We start from the raw sequence: 16,574 nt of genomic DNA, 5'->3' as shown, positions 1-16,574 counted from the left end.
TTAACTTTTATTATGCTGGAAATTAAGCATCTAAAAAGTCTGGTTCAGCTTCATCCTTGTCTTCTACCGGTGTTGTACCTGTGGTGAGAAGCTGTTCACGAATCAGTTTTTCCACTTCCACTGCAATTTGTGGATTTTCTTCCAGATGGCGAATCACGTTGTTTTTACCTTGGCCAATTTTATCGCCCTGATAAGAATACCATGCGCCAGCTTTTTGGATGATCTCTTGCTGTACGGCGAGGTCAATCAATTCGCCTAAATGGTTGACACCTTTACCATACAGAATCTGGAATACCGCTTCTTTAAATGGAGGCGCCATCTTGTTCTTCACGACTTTTACGCGGGTTTCCGAACCGATGATTTCATCACCTTCTTTCACCTGACCGATACGGCGGATATCCAGGCGTACGGAAGCGTAGAATTTAAGCGCATTACCACCCGTTGTGGTTTCAGGGCTACCAAACATCACGCCAATCTTCATACGGATCTGGTTAATGAAGATCACCATACAGTTAGAGCGTTTTGCATTACCGGTAATTTTACGGAGTGCCTGGCTCATTAAACGGGCTTGCAGACCCATGTGCGAGTCGCCCATTTCACCTTCAATTTCCGCACGTGGGGTTAGAGCTGCAACGGAGTCGACCACGATCAGGTCAATGGCGCCAGAACGTACCAGCATGTCGGCAATTTCAAGTGCCTGTTCACCATTGTCCGGTTGTGACACCAAAAGATTGTCGATGTCTACGCCTAACTTGCGGGCATATTGCGGATCAAGAGCATGTTCGGCATCAATGAAGGCACATGTACCGCCCGCTTTTTGACATTCTGCAATGGCTTGCAAAGTCATGGTGGTTTTACCTGAAGATTCAGGGCCGTAAATTTCAACGATACGACCTTTAGGTAAACCACCAATACCCAGAGCAATATCCAGGGTTAAAGAGCCTGTAGAGACCGCTTCAACGGCCTGTACAGTATTATCACCAAGGCGCATTACTGTATTTTTACCAAACTGTTTTTCAATTTGGCTTAGGGCAGCATTCAGCGCCTTGCTTTTATTATCATCCATCTCACAACCTCAAAACGATGTCACAAAAATATTCACTTAAGTGGATGTGTTGCTTTCAAACGTGTTCCACCCAAGTATAGTGACAGATTCATTCCTTATGTACTATATCAATTCAGTCGAATGCGACAGAATGTGACGCTTAAATATCAACAGCTTCTAATCATGATATGACCAGTGCTGATCGAACTGCTGATCATTATCTTGTTTGAATTTACTGATTTGTCTTCGATCTTTTTTACTCGGCCGATGTTCAGGTCGGGCTAGATTATGCAACTTTCTTTGGGTGGCAATCAACTCTCGTCTTGCAACACTCACTTCGGTTTCTTCATAAAGTTGCTGGGCAATCGGTGCTGCACCGCGAACGGCGGATAAGGCCTTGATGACAACGGTTTTACGGTCAAAACCCTGCTGGATGGTGAGTTCCATACCGACACGAACTTCTTTGGAAACTTTAACCCGTTCACCGTTATGATGAACTTTACCGCCTTCAATGGCAGCTTTGGATATTGAACGTGTTTTAAAAAAACGTGCTGCCCACAACCATTTGTCAACACGCATACTTTCAACATTGTTCTGTTGAGAAGAATTAGGCATATTTTTTCAGATCCTCAGCTTGTTTTAAAATCACCATTAAATCGGTCAGCTCTTGTAAAATGGGATAGGAACTTTCGGTCCTAACTTCTTTTTGAGATGAGGGCTGGGCAATGGTAATTAAATGCTGGATACCAAATTTTTCTGCACCTTTGAGTACTTTTTCAGTGTCATCAATAAAATAGGTATGTTCGACCTGAAAGGGGTGCAGTGAATGGAGTTTCTGCCAAAATTCGATGTTTTCTTTGGCGTGACCAATCACTTCACTACTGATTATGACATCAAAGTAATGTGCAATCCGGGTCTGTTCAAGTTTGAATTTCAGGCCTTCACAATCGGCATTGGTTGCAATCCAGCAGGCATAGCCATGAGCTTTAAGATATTCCAGCAGTTCAATACATCCTGGACGTAAAGTTACCTTGTGTTGAAATTCCTGTTGCAGCGCCAATGTATCAACCCCTACTTTTGCACTCCAGAAGCGTGTGGAATACCAATTTAAGGTATGATTGTATTGCTGGTAAAACTGAAATAGCGCTTGGGTACTTTGTTCGAGTGTACAGTTATGCTTTTCTGCATAGCAAATAGGGAGTTGATGATTCCAGATGAAATCATCATAAGCAAGATCGAGAAGCGTACCATCCATGTCAAAGATGATGGTGGGTTTTTCTGAGGAATTCGGCATATGAAGGTAATCTATGTTTAATGCAACTACGGCACCGCAAGATGCTCTGATTTTACAGTTAGTTCCCATTGTGACACAGGCATGTGAAATTTTGCGAGCAGAATATCAAGCCTATTGTGCAGGTGAAACTTTTGATGTTGAGCACAAAAATGATCAATCACCCGTAACCCAGGCAGATTATCGGGTTAATGAGTTTATCACGACCGCATTACACAAAATTTTTCCGAACATCTCGTTGTTGTCTGAAGAAGGTGAATATACCGAGCGTGAGCAATGGCAAAAATTCTGGTTGCTTGACCCTTTGGATGGTACCAAGGAATTTCTGCATAAACGTCCTGAATTTACCATTAATTTGAGTCTGGTTGAGGGGGTGCATACCACCTTCGCTGTATTAGCCATCCCTGGTGAACAAACGATATATTTTTGTCCCAAACATGGCCTGCCTTTAAAATTAGAAATTGCAACGGGGCAATGGCTGCAATATGTTGATGATCTGCCATCTGAAACTGTTCAGGTCGGTTTAAGTCAAAGTAGTCAGAACAAACCTAAATATGCTGAATATCTGGACATCCTGAAACAGCAGGTGGATATTGTAGAGTTTAGGGCGGGCAGTGCCTATAAGTTCTGCATGATGCTGGAAGGTAAAGTGGATATTTACCCACGCTTTCATCCGACCAGTGAGTGGGATACCAGTGCAGGGCAATGCCTGATTGAACGCATCGGTGGCGGGCTGGTAGATTTTAAAGGCAGACCCTTTGTATATAATCAGCGCGAGAGTTTACTGAATGGTGGTTTTATCGCATTTCGTAATATCGAGATGAAAAATTTGGCATTCCAGGCCCTAGGACTTATGGCGAACATACATTGAGCTGATGCATTAACATGCTATAGTATGCTATGTACCCATGTTTAATTTTGGCTGCTTCATGGCGTTAGATTTACTCCCTATAAGTATGCTGAAGGCGATTGATTTATTGCCTGATGCTAAAACACCTGTCACTCTGTTTACCCGCCATTCTATTCGCGAGGTCGTTACAGGGCAGGGTTTGGCAGGCTATGATTTGCAGTTAACTGAACAAGGCCGTGAGCTTGCCCAGGCATGGGGTAACTATTTAATTGATAATACGGATCGTAGCATCCAGCACTGTATTTCAAGTCCGATTCAACGCTGTGTCGATACTGCTGCTTTAATGATACAGGGTGCCGATTCGAGTACGCTGGTACAAAATACCCATCATATTGAAATTGTCCAGCAAGGTTTACTGGTTGAGCCGGGAAGTTTTGTGCTTGATATTAAACAGGCGGGGCCTTATTTTCAGAAACAAGGTGCTTTGGGTTTTATTAACAGTTTTGTCAATAATGCCTTGCCTGGAATGAAACATCCGATTACTGGTGTAGTCGATGTGCTGGAGCTGATTTATAACACTCATCCGCAAGATCATTTTGGTTTAAGTCTGGCTGTAAGTCACGATACTATTTTGGCAGCCATTATTGCGGTGATTTCTGGGCGTAATACCGTTAGCCATGAAGACTGGCCAAAAATGATGGAAGGCCTGTTTGTCTGGTTTGAAGGTGATGTGTTTTTAGAATCCAAACTGAAATGGATTTGGCGTGGTCAAGTGAACGAGTTGTCGATTCGCGAGTTTCAGAACCTGGAAAAAATAAAATAAAACAGTATTGCTCTTAAAAAATGTCATCTTGATACTACTTTCTGAATAAAGTAACCCTAAAAAACAATTTTTAATAAAAGTTTTGAAGTGCCTTATGTTTTTATAAGGTGCTATTTTTAGACCTAATAATTTTTTATAGACGTAAAAAAAGCCCTAAAAGGGCTTTTTTTAATGCAACAACTTAGTTAGCTAAAGCTTTAACTTGTGCATTTAAACGGCTCTTATGACGAGCAGCTTTGTTTTTATGGATGATACCTTTATCAGCCATACGGTCAATTACAGGAACCGCAGTTTTGTATGCTTCTGTAGCAGCAGCATAATCACCAGCAGCGATTGCAGCTACTGTACGTTTAAGATAAGTACGAACCATAGAACGTAAGCTTGCGTTGTGTTTACGTGCTTTAACGTTTTGACGAGCACGTTTTTTAGCTTGAGCAGAGTTTGCCACTCGTGCACTCCTTGAATTAGATTGGTCTGGGCGGGCTGAAATTACAACTGAAAACCTTCATCAGAAGAATTATCACCAGCCCGTAAACAAGTGCCATATTGTGATTAAACTATGGCGTTAAGTCAAGTCTTGACTTGATTCAGCAACATTTTAGATGCATAAAAAGTATAAAAAAACTGTTACGTTAGTAAAACCTATAGAGATCGATTAAAAAATGACTAAATCAATTAAAAGTGTAATTGTGATTGGTGCAACAGGTCTAGTGGGACGTGAATTGCTGAAACAGCTCAATGAGCTTGAAAGCTGTGAGAAAATAACGGCTGTGGTTCGGCATGAAGATCAGCAGATTAAAAGTCTGGAAAAAGTACAACAATTTATCTTGCAGGATTTTCTGTTACTGAACGATGAAGATGTAAATGGTTATAGTCATGCCTTCAGCTGTTTAGGCACGACACTAAAAAAAGCCGGTTCAAAACAGAATTTTTATAATATTGATTATGAAATCAATGCACATTTTGCTGATTTATTTGAATCGACCCAGACCCACTATTTATTAATTAGTACCATGGGCGCAAACGCACAATCCAGAATTTTTTACAATAAAGTCAAAGGTGAACTGGAACAGCATATCCAAGGCTTAAATCTGGAATATGTATCTGTTCTGCGCCCATCACTATTAATCGGTGAACGACCAGAACAACGCACCTTAGAAGATATGGCGCAAAAATTGTATCAAAAATTCTCGCATTGGGTTCCTGATACATTTAAATATAAGCCCGTGACAGCAGTACAAGTAGCTCATACTATGGTCGAGGCTGCACAAACTCAGACTGAAAAGTTTGAAATTTATGATAATTTACGCATACAAAATTTCAAACGAGGGAAATAAAAAGTGTCTAATCCAGCATTCGTAACCTGTGACTTACTTGATGACAATCCAGAAAAAGAAATTCAGGTGGTCACCCCATCAATGGATGGAAAATTCTTTAAAAGCTATGGTGCACGTAAAAGTTTTGGTGGTCAGGCAGTCACTGTAAAGTGTTTTGAAGATAATTCACGTGTCAAAGAACTGCTCGCAACCGATGGTACTGGTAAAGTGCTTGTGGTGGATGGTGGAGCATCTATGCGCTGTGCCTTGATGGGCGATATGATTGCTGAATCAGCGGTGAAAAATCACTGGAATGGGGTAATTATTTACGGGTGTGTACGTGATGTCGATGCGATTGCCGAACTGGACCTGGGTGTACATGCGTTGGCTGCAATTCCGCAAAAAAGTAATCGCAAAGGCATAGGCGAAGTGGATTTAACTTTGTATTTTGGTGGTGTAAGCGTCAGTTCTGGCGATTATATCTATGCCGATAACAACGGCATTGTGGTGGCAAAAGAAAAATTAGTCGATTTATAAAGACAGAGATACAAGGATAAAAATGGTGAATCATCAAATTAAAGTGATACAAGCGCTGGCTTCATCTTTGACTGAAGGCGGACGAGGTGTGAGCGGTACAGCTTTTCCCAAGCAGCCTGAAAAATCACTGAAACTTTATGAGTTTGAGGGTTCGCCATTTTGTCGCCGTGTGCGTGAGGTTTTAACCTTGTTAAATCTGGATTATGAGGTTTATCCTTGCCCTAAGGGTGGCCAGAAATACCGGAAAATTGTCAAAGAAAAAGGTGGAAAAAAACAGTTTCCATTTTTCGTAGATGAAAATACCGGTACAGAAATATATGAATCACAAGCCATTATTAATCATTTATTTAAACATTATGGCCGAACGGGAACCACACCGAAAAAATTTGCCCATTATCCCAAAATCCCTGTCGTGGCTTTAGCTGGCACCATCGTGAATGGTGCATGCGGCGTCTGGATTAACCGGAAAATTAAAGATCGTGCAGCACCAGAGCAACTTTTGGAGTTATGGGGTTTTGAAGCCAGTCCTTTTACCCGTGTGGTACGAGCAATGTTAACTGAGCTTGAGCTACCTTATATTTATCATAACGTGGCTAAAGAGCGCTGGCAGGATATGGGGCCGGCAATATTGCGTTTAAAACCTGGAAAATATCAACCCTTAGCGGGTGGTAAACGTGAAAAGACCGTTGAAATTATGGGGCGAGATATTCAGGTTCCTTATTTAATTGATCCAAATACCGGAGTGAAAATGTTTGAGTCTGCACAGATTGTGAAATACTTAAACCAGCAATATGGTCACTAATCTCATCCGAAGTAAGAAACTGCTAAAACAGCGGTTTTTTTTGGCCTATATCTGATTAATTTAAGCAAAAACTAAAGTAAGTTATACCCTGGTATGATAGTCAGAATATTGAATGGATAACTGATGGCTAAATCATCGATTGAAACTTTAAAATTTGTATTTTATGGTCTTAACACTGGCTGATTACAATGTAATAGTAAATAAAATTGATCGTTTATTAATATAAAAGTTATTAAATTACCTGATTTTAGGGATATTGTTTAGCTTGTATTTTTCGCTATAGTAGGCGGTTATAATAGGGGGTGCTGTGTGTCAGAATTAGCAACGATTTTACCCGTTCCAGTTTTAATTGTTGAAGATGAAGGGCTGATTCAAGAACGATTAAAAAAGATATTGGCAGAACTGGGCTATAGCAAAGATATGCTGATTTTTGCTAAAAACTTGCAACAGGCTTTTGTAGAAATAGAGCAGCAACCTGTTTCTTTGGCTTTGGTTGATTTGGGACTGCCTGACGGTAACGGCATAGAGCTGATTGAAAAGCTTCATGCACAGGATAGCAATGCCATGATCTTGGTGATATCGGCTTGGAGTACTCAGGAAAGTTTATTTTCAGCAATCAAGGCAGGCGCGACAGGTTATGTTCTGAAAGAACGTGATGATGTTGAAGTTAAGTTATCCATTCGTAGCATTTTACGTGGCGGTGCGCCGATAGACCCTTTTATTGCTCAAGAAATTTTGAAACAGATATCAGCTGCGGTTATACCGGCAGTAGCTGATCAGAAAATCATAGATGCAGATATGGAGCTGTTAACCAGCCGGGAAACTGAGATTCTAAATCTGGTCGCTCAAGGAATGAGTAACCGGGAAATCGCTGAACAATTGTTTGTTTCTAAATATACTGTTGAAAGTCATATCAAGCACATATACCGTAAATTGTCGGTGACCAAAAGAACAAAGGCCGTGAGTGCAGCAAGATCCTTAGGGATTCTATGAAGTCATTGATTGTGCATTATTTTTTTATTCTTGTTCTTAGCCTGCTGAGTCAAGTCAGTTCTGCCGAAATAATTGAAAATATTAATGCACAATGTGCAGTACACATTCATTCTATTGATACTGTCAAAACCAGTTCAGTCACAGTTTTACCCCGACAGGGCTGGGAGTCTGTAAATTTACCCGATCAGTGGCAAAAACGCTGGAAAAATTATAACGGAGCAGCGTGGTACAAAATTCAATGGAGCTGGTCCTGTCAGAATCAGGCTAGACTTGCCGAGCCGATTGCTTTTTCAATTGATTATATTAATTCTGCCGGCGCAGTCTTTTTGAATGGTGATTTACTCTGGAGAGATAAGCATTTACAAGAACCACTGTCAAAAAGCTGGAATATGCCGCGTTACTGGATTTTACCAATATCGGGATTAAACAGCGGCGAAAATGAAATTTTAATTTATGTGAATGGCTTTGCTTTCCAGTCTTCGGGTATTGGTCAGATTGCTTTTAATAATGTACAAAACAATTACGAGTCATATCAAAGTCAGATATGGAATCGCAGAACTTTATTTCAAATTAATCTTATTTTATCCATTACGTTTGGGGTGATCTGTTTTGTTATCTGGTTATCGCGGCGAAAAGAAACTACTTTTGGATGGTTTGCCTTAAGTTCCTTGTTATGGGTGCTATTTATTTCCAATATGTTGACTACAGAAACATTTCCCTATCCAAATACACTAATTGCAGCACAGGCCAATTTGGCTTTTTTTATTCTTTATGTTGTAAGTTTCTGTATTTATTCATTCAGGTTTATCCAAAAGCGCTTTATTAAAGTTGAGACAGTTGTTTGGGGAATTACGGGACTGATTATTGCAGGTATTTTTCTAACCCCGCAGCAGTCAGCTTATTGGGTTTTTGCGCTGATATTTTTAATCTATGTTGGACTGTTTATTATCGGTTATCTATATGCCTGTTATTACGCAATTCAATCTAAAAGAACAGATTATATCTTTTTAGCCATTTGCCTAAGCGCTATTGTCATTTTTATGATATTCGACCTTTTATTATTATCGGGAGAGGTGGTTGTAAAGGATGTTCGACCATTATCTCCCTATACCGGACCGATTATCACCTTTTTTATGGTAATTATATTAGGTTCAAGATTGGCACGTAATGTTAAAAAAATTGAAACATTTAATGCCCAGCTAGAAATGAAAGTTCAGCAGGTCAGTAATGATTTAAGCTCCAGTTTGAATGAAAAACATCAATTAGAGCTTAAAAATGTCAAGCTACAAGAAAGAATCAATTTATCCCATGATTTACATGATGGTTTGGGCGCATCATTGGTTCGCTCGATGATTTTAGTGGATCAAAGTACGCATGATATTTCCAACAAGCAATTTTTATCGATGCTTAAATTACTAAGAGATGACCTTAGGCAAATTATCGATAGTGGTTCATCTGCAGATAATAAAATTCCAGTTAATCCCATACTGTGGGTGGCACCCGTTAGGCATCGTTTTAGTCAGCTTATGGATGAACTGGATATTCGTTCTAAATGGATTTTTCCGCAGGAATGGCAAGCCGTGCCGAGTGCTTTACAGTGTCTCACCTTGATTCGGGTACTGGAAGAAAGCCTGATCAATATTATTAAACATAGTCAGGCCAGGCAGGTAAAAATAGCGATGGTCTATATTCGAGAAAACCAGTTTATTTTGAGTATAGAAGATGACGGTGTCGGTTTTGATGCAGATAGTGTAGTGCAACAGGGATTAAGTATTGGCATGCGCAGTATGAAAATGCGTTTGGAGCGTATGGGCGGCGAGTTTAAATTATCTTCTGAACCGGGTTGCACCATCATTCAGGCGATTGTTCAGCTGAAATAAGCAATTAAATTTTTTTTGCTTTTTAAATGTCGGTTGCTATTTCATCATTTTATAAAATTGGAAGAAATTAAAATGAGTGAATTATTTTTTCTGCTGATCTTGAGAAGAAATAAATATAAATTTTTTAAAATATAAAAATGGGGAAAATATTATTTTCCCCATTTTGTAGCTTTATTTATTCTTCATCTTCTGCAGGCAACAGCATCAGAATAGATTCATTGAGCAAATTCACAATGTCTTCGAGAATATCTGGATCATATAAATTGTCATCGAGTAATACCGAACCGCCGTCAGCCAATTGTTTTAAAATTGGGGCAAAAACTTCGGAGATACAAATGCCTTCACCATTTGCCCAAAATAGCAACTCACCTTCAGCTTCAGTATAAAGCAGGCGAGATGCCGGCTCGAGCATGAGTGAATAGCCCTGATCCAAAGCTTCTTCCAGATCACCTGTACCAATGGCTTCCGCCTCTGGAATATTTTCCGGATATTTCGCTTCTGACATCAGGCTCATCAGGGCATCCTCAAGTACAGCTGGATTTTGCAATTGTGCCAAAAGTTCAGTTTTTAAATACTCCAGCTCATTTTGGGTAATTTGACCAATCGGGCTGATCTTGTCACGCAGAATGTCTTTTAATGGATTTTTAAGCAACTGATCGTCTGCGAATTTGTCACTGACGCGATCCATCATTTCTGCCACGTTCGGCATGCGGAAACCGAAAGAAAAAGTCAGGCAGTCATCTTCCGCTACGCCGTAGTGTGATAAACCAGGCGGTACATATAGTAGATCACCGGGAGCAAGCACCTCATCAAAATTCACGTCCATGTCAGGAAGTAATTTTAAAGGTTGTCCTGCAACGAAGTCAGTATCTGCATCACACATTTGTCCCAATTGCCAGCGGCGATGACCATAACCTTGTACCAGGAACACGTCATAAAAATCGAAGTGCTTGCCGACAGATCCACCTTTAGGCGCATAAGACACCATGATGTCATCACGACGCCACAGCGGAATGAAGGGAAATTTCTTCCACAGTTCAGCGAGATCAAATGAATAATGGTCTACGGCCTGAACCAGTAGAGTCCAAAGCTTAGGCATCTTCTGAAAGTCTGCTTTAATCAAAGGTGAAGACTTCACTGACCATTGATTTGGGTCTTTATCTTTTTGCTTGATTAAGCGGGCAGTGACATTTTCATCTAGCGCCAGTTCCATAACATCATGAGGTTCTAAAAGGCCTGCAATTTCAGGGAGAGCGTTACGAACCAGTAATGGTTTTTTTTGCCAGTATTCGGCAAGGAATTGTTCGGCGGTAATTCCGCCAAGCACGTCTAGAGGCTGGGACATAAGATAAAGCACCTATAAATTTATGCTTATTGTCTATGGAGTTGCAGGTGAGAGCAAGTTGTAAATCAGTTGGGGGAGATTCCTTAGTCTGCGTTATGGGAGTGAAGTAGTGTGGGAAGTTTTGAAATTGATAATAGCGCAATGCTAGCCATGAATCATGGACAGGAAAAGCTTGAACAAGGAGGGTGGAACCCTCAAATAAGCCAACCATTCAACATGGAAGGATTGGCTTAAGCAGAATTTGAGCTAGGGTACTAACACATTCAACTGACGCAGGATATGACAAAGCTGAATCATCGGCATACCCATCAAAGTGGTTTGATCTTGCCCGGTCATCTGTTCAAACAGACTAATGCCGAGACTTTCACACTTAAAACTGCCTGCACACATTAAAGGTTGATCGACTTCAATATAACGTTCAATTTCGGACAAACCCAGTTTGCGGAATTTCACTTTATAATGTTCAACCAGAGTCTGTTCAAATCCCGTCGATTTTTGCTGTACGCTGAGGGCGGTACTGAAATAAACGATTTTGTCCGAATTGGCCTGTAACTGTTTGATGGCTTTTTCCACAGTTAACGGTTTGCCAATAAAAATATCGGGTGCCCCTTCACGCCACGCCACCTGATCGGAACCAATCACAATAGCATCGGGATATTGTTCGGCAATAACGTTGGCCTTTTCAAAAGCCAGCCGTTTCGCCAGTTCATCTGCATGGTCTTCGCCCCGTGGGGATTCATCGATATCTGGTACCAAGCTCTGATAGTCGATACGGAGACGATTCATCAGCTCTTTACGGGTTTGACTGCTTGAAGCCAAAATAATGTTGGGAGTATTCATTACACTGCATATTCCATGAGCACATCAAGCGGAACATATGAGAGCACAGCTTGATGGCAAGCTTGTATTTTAATAGGCGGAGCAATACCAGCCTGATATGCTTCAACCCAACGGGTTACACAAATGCACCAGAAATCACCCGGTTCTAGACCTGGGAAATCGACTTCTGGAAGAGGTGTGATCAGGTCATTACCTACTTTTTGCGAAAAATTAAGAAACTCAGCGGTCATTTGTGCACACATCGTATGCTGACCTAGATCTGTGGTCGCCGTATGACAAAAGCCGTTACGAAAATAACCGGTAATAGGAGAGTAGCAACAGCTTGCCAAGGGTTCGCCTAAAACATTTAAACGATTGATATTTGGATCTGGGTGAATAGACATAAGCTCTAAATCATGATGTGGCTTTTGACTATAATAATCAAAACTTTGCCTTTCGACAGCTTTTCTGCAAAAGATGCTAACCTTTTTCTACATAATCATTTAAAATCGGGGCGTTTTTTATATCTATAAAGTGAGCTATACATGAACTTTCAGCGTATGACTGACCTGGATTTGGCAGGTAAGCGTGTACTAATTCGTGAAGATTTAAACGTTCCTGTTAAAAACGGTGTAATTACCAGTGATGCACGTTTACGCGCAGCATTGCCAACCATTAAAGCGGCTTTGGAAAAAGGTGCAGCAGTCATGGTTTATTCACACCTTGGTCGTCCAGTTGAAGGTGAGCCAAAACCTGAACAATCTTTGGCGCCAGTTGCAGCGTACTTAACTGAAGCTTTGGGCCAGGAAGTCAAACTTTTCACTGATTATTTAGATGGTGTTGAAGTTGCAGCTGGTCAAGTGGTACTTCTTGAAAACTGCCGTTTCAATGTTGGGGAAAAGAAAAACAACCCTGAACTTGCACAAAAATATGCTGCGCTTTGCGATGTATTTGTGATGGATGCATTTGGTACTGCACACCGTGCAGAAGCGTCAACTGAAGGCGTGGCGCGTTTTGCAAAAGTAGCGGCTGCGGGTCCTTTACTTGCAGCAGAATTGGATGCTTTGGGTCGTGCACTTAAAACCCCTGAAAAACCAATGGTTGCGATTGTTGCGGGTTCTAAAGTATCAACTAAGCTTGATGTACTCACTTCACTTTCAGATATTTGCGATCAAATTATCGTAGGTGGCGGTATTGCCAATACCTTCCTGGCTGCGGCTGGTTACAACGTGGGTAAATCACTTTGCGAAAATGATTTGATCGATACTGCAAAAGCGATCGCAGCAAAAGTTTCTGTACCGCTTCCAACTGACGTTGTGGTTGCAGATGCTGCTGAAATTAACTTTGATGATTTCCTCGGTTCATTGGCTGCGGCTAAAGCTGTAGTAAAAAAAGTGGAAGATGTTGCAGACAACGACATGATTTTGGATGTGGGTCCAGAAACTGCGAAAGCATTTGCTGAAATCCTGAAAACATCAAAAACGATTCTCTGGAATGGTCCTGTTGGCGTATTTGAAGTAGATCAGTTCGGTGAAGGTACGAAAGCACTCTCTTTAGCAATTGCAGAATCTGATGGTTTCTCTATTGCAGGTGGTGGCGATACTTTAGCTGCGATTGATAAATACGACGTTGCAGACAAGATCGGTTATATCTCTACGGGTGGTGGTGCATTCCTTGAATTTGTTGAGGGCAAAACCCTTCCAGCGGTTGCTGTGCTTTTAGAACGCGCTTAATACATTCTTTTAAAAGTATCAAAGGTTGACTTCGGTCAGCCTTTTTTCATGCCTTTTCATTTGAGTGATTCATTTTTTGGTCATAAAAATGCAATATATCTGCAATAAAATTCCGGTCATTAAATCTCCTGTCGTAGGAAAATGTGATGAACCTGAAATTAACACTTGCAGCACTTGTGATTTTACCTTTGGCTTTGACTGCCTGTGCCAAGAAAGATGAAGCACCTAAAACTGAAACTGCCGCTTCAGCAGCAGTAGAGGAGCAAACGACTCCAGAACAGCAAAAAGCGATTGATGCACTGGATAAGCCTGTCCTGGATGAAAAAAATACTGATGTACCTGCTGAAGTGGCAAATGCACCAGCAGATGAAGCGACTGCCGCTACAGATGATGCTGCCTCTACAGCAACTGCTCAATAAGTTTGTAGTTTTTTATTTAAAAGTCCCTGCATAAGCAGGGATTTTTTTTGAAATAGTGTGTTTTGTTGCTGAATTGAAATGATTCAGCATGTAGAATATGGCGCATCACCTGGGAGGATATTATGGCTCTAATCTCGATGCGCCAGCTCTTGGATCACGCTGCAGAACACAACTACGGCGTACCAGCGTTCAATGTAAACAACTTAGAACAAATGCGTGCAATTATGTTGGCCGCAGACGAAACAAATTCACCTGTCATTGTGCAGGCATCTGCGGGTGCTCGTAAATATGCAGGTGCTCCATTCTTACGTCACCTGATTTTAGCTGCAATTGAAGAATGGCCACACATTCCAGTGGTAATGCATCAAGACCACGGTACCAGCCCTGACGTATGTCAGCGTTCTATCCAGTTGGGCTTCTCATCAGTAATGATGGATGGTTCTTTGGGTGAAGATGGTAAAACACCAACTTCATATGAATACAACGTAGACGTGACTCGCCGTACTGTTCAAATGGCACATGCCTGTGGCGTTTCAGTTGAAGGTGAAATTGGTTGCCTGGGTAGCCTTGAAACAGGTATGGCGGGTGAAGAAGATGGCGTAGGTGCAGAAGGTGTGCTTGACCATTCTCAACTGCTTACTTCAGTTGAAGAAGCACGTTCGTTTGTTGCTGATACCGATGTAGATGCCTTGGCGATTGCCGTAGGTACTTCACATGGTGCATACAAATTCACGCGTCCACCTACAGGCGACATCTTGGCAATTGACCGTATTAAAGAAATTCATGCGGCATTACCAAATACCCATCTTGTCATGCACGGTTCAAGTTCTGTACCTCAAGAATGGTTGGCTGTAATCAATGAATTTGGCGGCGACATCAAGGAAACTTATGGTGTGCCTGTTGAACAACTGGTTGAAGCAATCAAACACGGTGTTCGTAAAATCAATATCGACACGGACTTGCGTTTGGCATCGACTGGTGCAATGCGCCGCATGATGGCGGAAAAACCAAGCGAATTCGATCCACGTAAATTCTTTGCAGAAACTATTGTTGCAATGAAACAAATTTGTGTAGATCGTTATACAGCATTTGGTACTGCAGGTCATGCAGACAAGATTCGTCCAATTTCTTTAGAGAAAATGGTGAATCGTTATAAATAATCGTTAAAGATTATCTATAATCAAAAGCCCACATCTATTGTGGGCTTTTCTGTATCTCATTCCTAAAGCATGATAAATAGGGAAAATAAGGCAAAAGATGGAACTTATATTGGCTGCAGCATGCTGTAGTGTCGTCATCTCAATGTTGTTTAAATTATGCAAGGCTAATGGTTTTGATGCCTTGCAGATGATTGTCTGGAACTATGCCTCTGCAAGTGTACTCTGTTTTTTATGGTTTAAGCCCGATTTACAGCACATATCAGTTATCGATACGCCGTGGTGGCTGATTGTGGCGCTGGGTGTATTACTACCGAGTATTTTCCTGTGCTTGGCGAAATCACTGCAATATGCCGGTATTATCAAAACGGAAATTGCCCAGCGTTTATCGGTGGTTTTGTCTCTGTTGGCAGCATTCTTTATTTTTCAGGAACAGTTTAATACCTTAAAAATAATCGGAATCGGATTAGGGATTTCCGCCGTACTCAGTATTTTATTTTCACATCAAGCAGCAGCGCAAGGGCAGCCATTTTCAAAGCAAGGCTTGCTTTATCTGGCATTGGTCTGGTGTGGCTATGCGCTGATTGATGTATTGCTCAAGTACACCACTGGCTTGGGAGTGCAGTTTGCTGTAGCACTAAACTTGATGTTTATCTGTGCCTTCATCTTGTCGTTGGCTTATATTGGCATGACCACGAAAACAGCAGGCAGTAGTCGAAATATTCTGGCTGGATTGGGGCTGGGAGTTTTAAATTTTGCCAATATAGCCCTGTATGTCAAGGCACACATATTATTAAAAGACACACCTGCAATTGTGTTTGCAGGCATGAACATTCTTGTGGTGCTGCTGGGAGCTTTAAGTGGCTTAATTCTGTTTAAAGAAAAATTAAAACCTGCAACTGCATGCGGTCTTGCTTTAGGTTTGGCCAGTGTTATTTGCTTAGCCTATGCAATGTCTGTCTGATATAGCTCGATACAAAAATGAAAGGATGTTGCAGAAAATCTTCCTTTTCTGCCAAACCCAATAATAAGCCATTTTGATGGCAGACAGGGCGGGCAGAATAGTGATGATTTTCTTGTTGATAAAGCTGAAGATAATATTGCTGGCAATGCAAGAATTGCAATTAAAAATACAGCGCATTTAAATGCGCTGTATTTTTAGTATTCAAGCTTTATAGTATAAGGACATTTGCTCAATTATGAGCGTTGAAAGCGTTGTAATGTATCTTTCCAATAGTAGTTAGCCATAATAATAGGATGTTTGAATAGATCCTGCATTTCAATCGTGCCCTGAAGTTGACCGGGTTGCTGACAATGTGGACATTTAGGGTAAGACGTCAAAATAGCATCTGCGCTATATTTCTGCATGTAAACCGTTTGGCAAGAGCGACATTCAAATTTTATCGGCATTTTGATAGCTGGAAGCATAGTAGGGACCTTTGTACACGACAAAAAAAGATAACTCATTGAAATAATGGCATAATACTTGTTTTCTGACGACGAATATGATGACACATTTCAATGAGTTACATCTCATCTTAAACAAATATCTAAAGTGGAACAA

At 41.0% G+C, this 16,574-nt stretch carries 18 protein-coding genes; 11 read left to right on the top strand and 7 right to left on the bottom strand.

What is annotated here, in order from left to right:
* Positions 1–22: 22 nt before the first annotated feature.
* The 3 genes from recA to FTU91_RS05425 form a co-directional block, all read right to left on the bottom strand.
* Positions 23–1,066: a recombinase RecA gene (gene recA / locus FTU91_RS05435; RefSeq protein WP_180043583.1), complete on the bottom strand. Its 1,044-nt coding sequence runs from the start codon at positions 1,064–1,066 to the stop codon at positions 23–25.
* A 156-nt stretch (positions 1,067–1,222) separates the two neighbouring features.
* Positions 1,223–1,660, bottom strand: coding sequence for an RNA-binding S4 domain-containing protein (locus tag FTU91_RS05430; RefSeq protein WP_180043585.1), 438 nt, complete (start codon positions 1,658–1,660; stop codon positions 1,223–1,225).
* Positions 1,653–2,339 (bottom strand): HAD-IA family hydrolase, encoded by a 687-nt coding sequence (locus FTU91_RS05425; RefSeq protein ID WP_180043587.1) that lies wholly within the window; start codon positions 2,337–2,339, stop codon positions 1,653–1,655. Before FTU91_RS05425 ends, FTU91_RS05430 begins: the two co-directional genes overlap by 8 nt.
* Before the next feature lie 13 nt (positions 2,340–2,352).
* On the opposite strand from FTU91_RS05425, the gene FTU91_RS05420 reads away from it, so the two are divergent.
* On the top strand, positions 2,353–3,207 hold the full coding sequence (locus FTU91_RS05420) for a 3'(2'),5'-bisphosphate nucleotidase CysQ (protein ID WP_180043589.1): 855 nt from the start codon (positions 2,353–2,355) through the stop codon (positions 3,205–3,207).
* Positions 3,208–3,265: 58 nt separating this feature from the next.
* Positions 3,266–4,009, top strand: a complete 744-nt coding sequence (locus FTU91_RS05415; RefSeq protein ID WP_086196462.1) for a histidine phosphatase family protein — start codon at positions 3,266–3,268, stop codon at positions 4,007–4,009.
* A gap of 181 nt (positions 4,010–4,190) precedes the next feature.
* Here the strand turns inward: FTU91_RS05415 and rpsT are convergent, their stop codons facing one another.
* Entirely contained in the window at positions 4,191–4,457 is a 267-nt protein-coding gene (gene rpsT, locus FTU91_RS05410) for a 30S ribosomal protein S20 (protein WP_039622003.1), read from the bottom strand.
* Positions 4,458–4,671: 214 nt separating this feature from the next.
* Here rpsT and FTU91_RS05405 point away from each other — a divergent pair, with 214 nt between their 5' ends.
* From FTU91_RS05405 to FTU91_RS05385, 5 genes are all read left to right on the top strand, one after another.
* Complete coding sequence (locus FTU91_RS05405; protein ID WP_180043591.1) at positions 4,672–5,346, top strand: NAD(P)H-binding protein; 675 nt, start codon at positions 4,672–4,674, stop codon at positions 5,344–5,346.
* 3 nt (positions 5,347–5,349) lie between these two features.
* Positions 5,350–5,862, top strand: coding sequence for a ribonuclease E activity regulator RraA (gene rraA, locus FTU91_RS05400; RefSeq protein ID WP_086196380.1), 513 nt, complete (start codon positions 5,350–5,352; stop codon positions 5,860–5,862).
* Positions 5,863–5,884: 22 nt separating this feature from the next.
* Complete coding sequence (locus FTU91_RS05395; protein WP_180043593.1) at positions 5,885–6,664, top strand: glutathione S-transferase N-terminal domain-containing protein; 780 nt, start codon at positions 5,885–5,887, stop codon at positions 6,662–6,664.
* Between the two features lie 309 nt (positions 6,665–6,973).
* The gene (locus FTU91_RS05390) at positions 6,974–7,657 is read left to right on the top strand and encodes a response regulator transcription factor (protein WP_180081291.1); all 684 of its coding nucleotides are present in this window, start codon (positions 6,974–6,976) and stop codon (positions 7,655–7,657) included.
* The gene (locus FTU91_RS05385; RefSeq protein ID WP_180043595.1) at positions 7,654–9,537 is read left to right on the top strand and encodes an ATP-binding protein; all 1,884 of its coding nucleotides are present in this window, start codon (positions 7,654–7,656) and stop codon (positions 9,535–9,537) included. The genes FTU91_RS05390 and FTU91_RS05385 overlap by 4 nt, the downstream gene beginning before the upstream one ends.
* 175 nt (positions 9,538–9,712) lie before the next feature.
* On the opposite strand, the gene FTU91_RS05380 is transcribed toward FTU91_RS05385, so the two are convergent.
* The 3 genes from FTU91_RS05380 to FTU91_RS05370 form a co-directional block, all read right to left on the bottom strand.
* Complete coding sequence (locus tag FTU91_RS05380) at positions 9,713–10,882, bottom strand: cupin domain-containing protein (protein WP_180043597.1); 1,170 nt, start codon at positions 10,880–10,882, stop codon at positions 9,713–9,715.
* 246 nt (positions 10,883–11,128) lie between these two features.
* Positions 11,129–11,722, bottom strand: coding sequence for a nucleoside triphosphate pyrophosphatase (locus tag FTU91_RS05375; protein ID WP_180043599.1), 594 nt, complete (start codon positions 11,720–11,722; stop codon positions 11,129–11,131).
* Positions 11,722–12,105: a DUF2237 family protein gene (locus FTU91_RS05370; RefSeq protein ID WP_086196374.1), complete on the bottom strand. Its 384-nt coding sequence runs from the start codon at positions 12,103–12,105 to the stop codon at positions 11,722–11,724. Before FTU91_RS05370 ends, FTU91_RS05375 begins: the two co-directional genes overlap by 1 nt.
* A 141-nt stretch (positions 12,106–12,246) precedes the next feature.
* On the opposite strand from FTU91_RS05370, the gene FTU91_RS05365 reads away from it, so the two are divergent.
* From FTU91_RS05365 to FTU91_RS05350, 4 genes are all read left to right on the top strand, one after another.
* Complete coding sequence (locus FTU91_RS05365) at positions 12,247–13,434, top strand: phosphoglycerate kinase (RefSeq protein ID WP_180043601.1); 1,188 nt, start codon at positions 12,247–12,249, stop codon at positions 13,432–13,434.
* Positions 13,435–13,580: 146 nt separating this feature from the next.
* The gene (locus tag FTU91_RS05360; RefSeq protein ID WP_086196372.1) at positions 13,581–13,853 is read left to right on the top strand and encodes a hypothetical protein; all 273 of its coding nucleotides are present in this window, start codon (positions 13,581–13,583) and stop codon (positions 13,851–13,853) included.
* Between the two features lie 122 nt (positions 13,854–13,975).
* On the top strand, positions 13,976–15,013 hold the full coding sequence (gene fba, locus FTU91_RS05355; RefSeq protein ID WP_086196371.1) for a class II fructose-bisphosphate aldolase: 1,038 nt from the start codon (positions 13,976–13,978) through the stop codon (positions 15,011–15,013).
* 97 nt (positions 15,014–15,110) lie between these two features.
* A complete protein-coding gene (locus tag FTU91_RS05350) occupies positions 15,111–15,974 on the top strand; it encodes a DMT family transporter (RefSeq protein ID WP_180081289.1) in 864 nt (287 codons plus the stop codon).
* Positions 15,975–16,574 lie beyond the last annotated feature (600 nt).

Source organism: Acinetobacter sp. YH12201, assembly GCF_013418145.1.
Taxonomy (GTDB): domain Bacteria; phylum Pseudomonadota; class Gammaproteobacteria; order Pseudomonadales; family Moraxellaceae; genus Acinetobacter.
The sequence above is the reverse complement of the archived record's forward strand: the minus strand, read 5'-3'. Positions and strand labels throughout refer to the sequence as shown.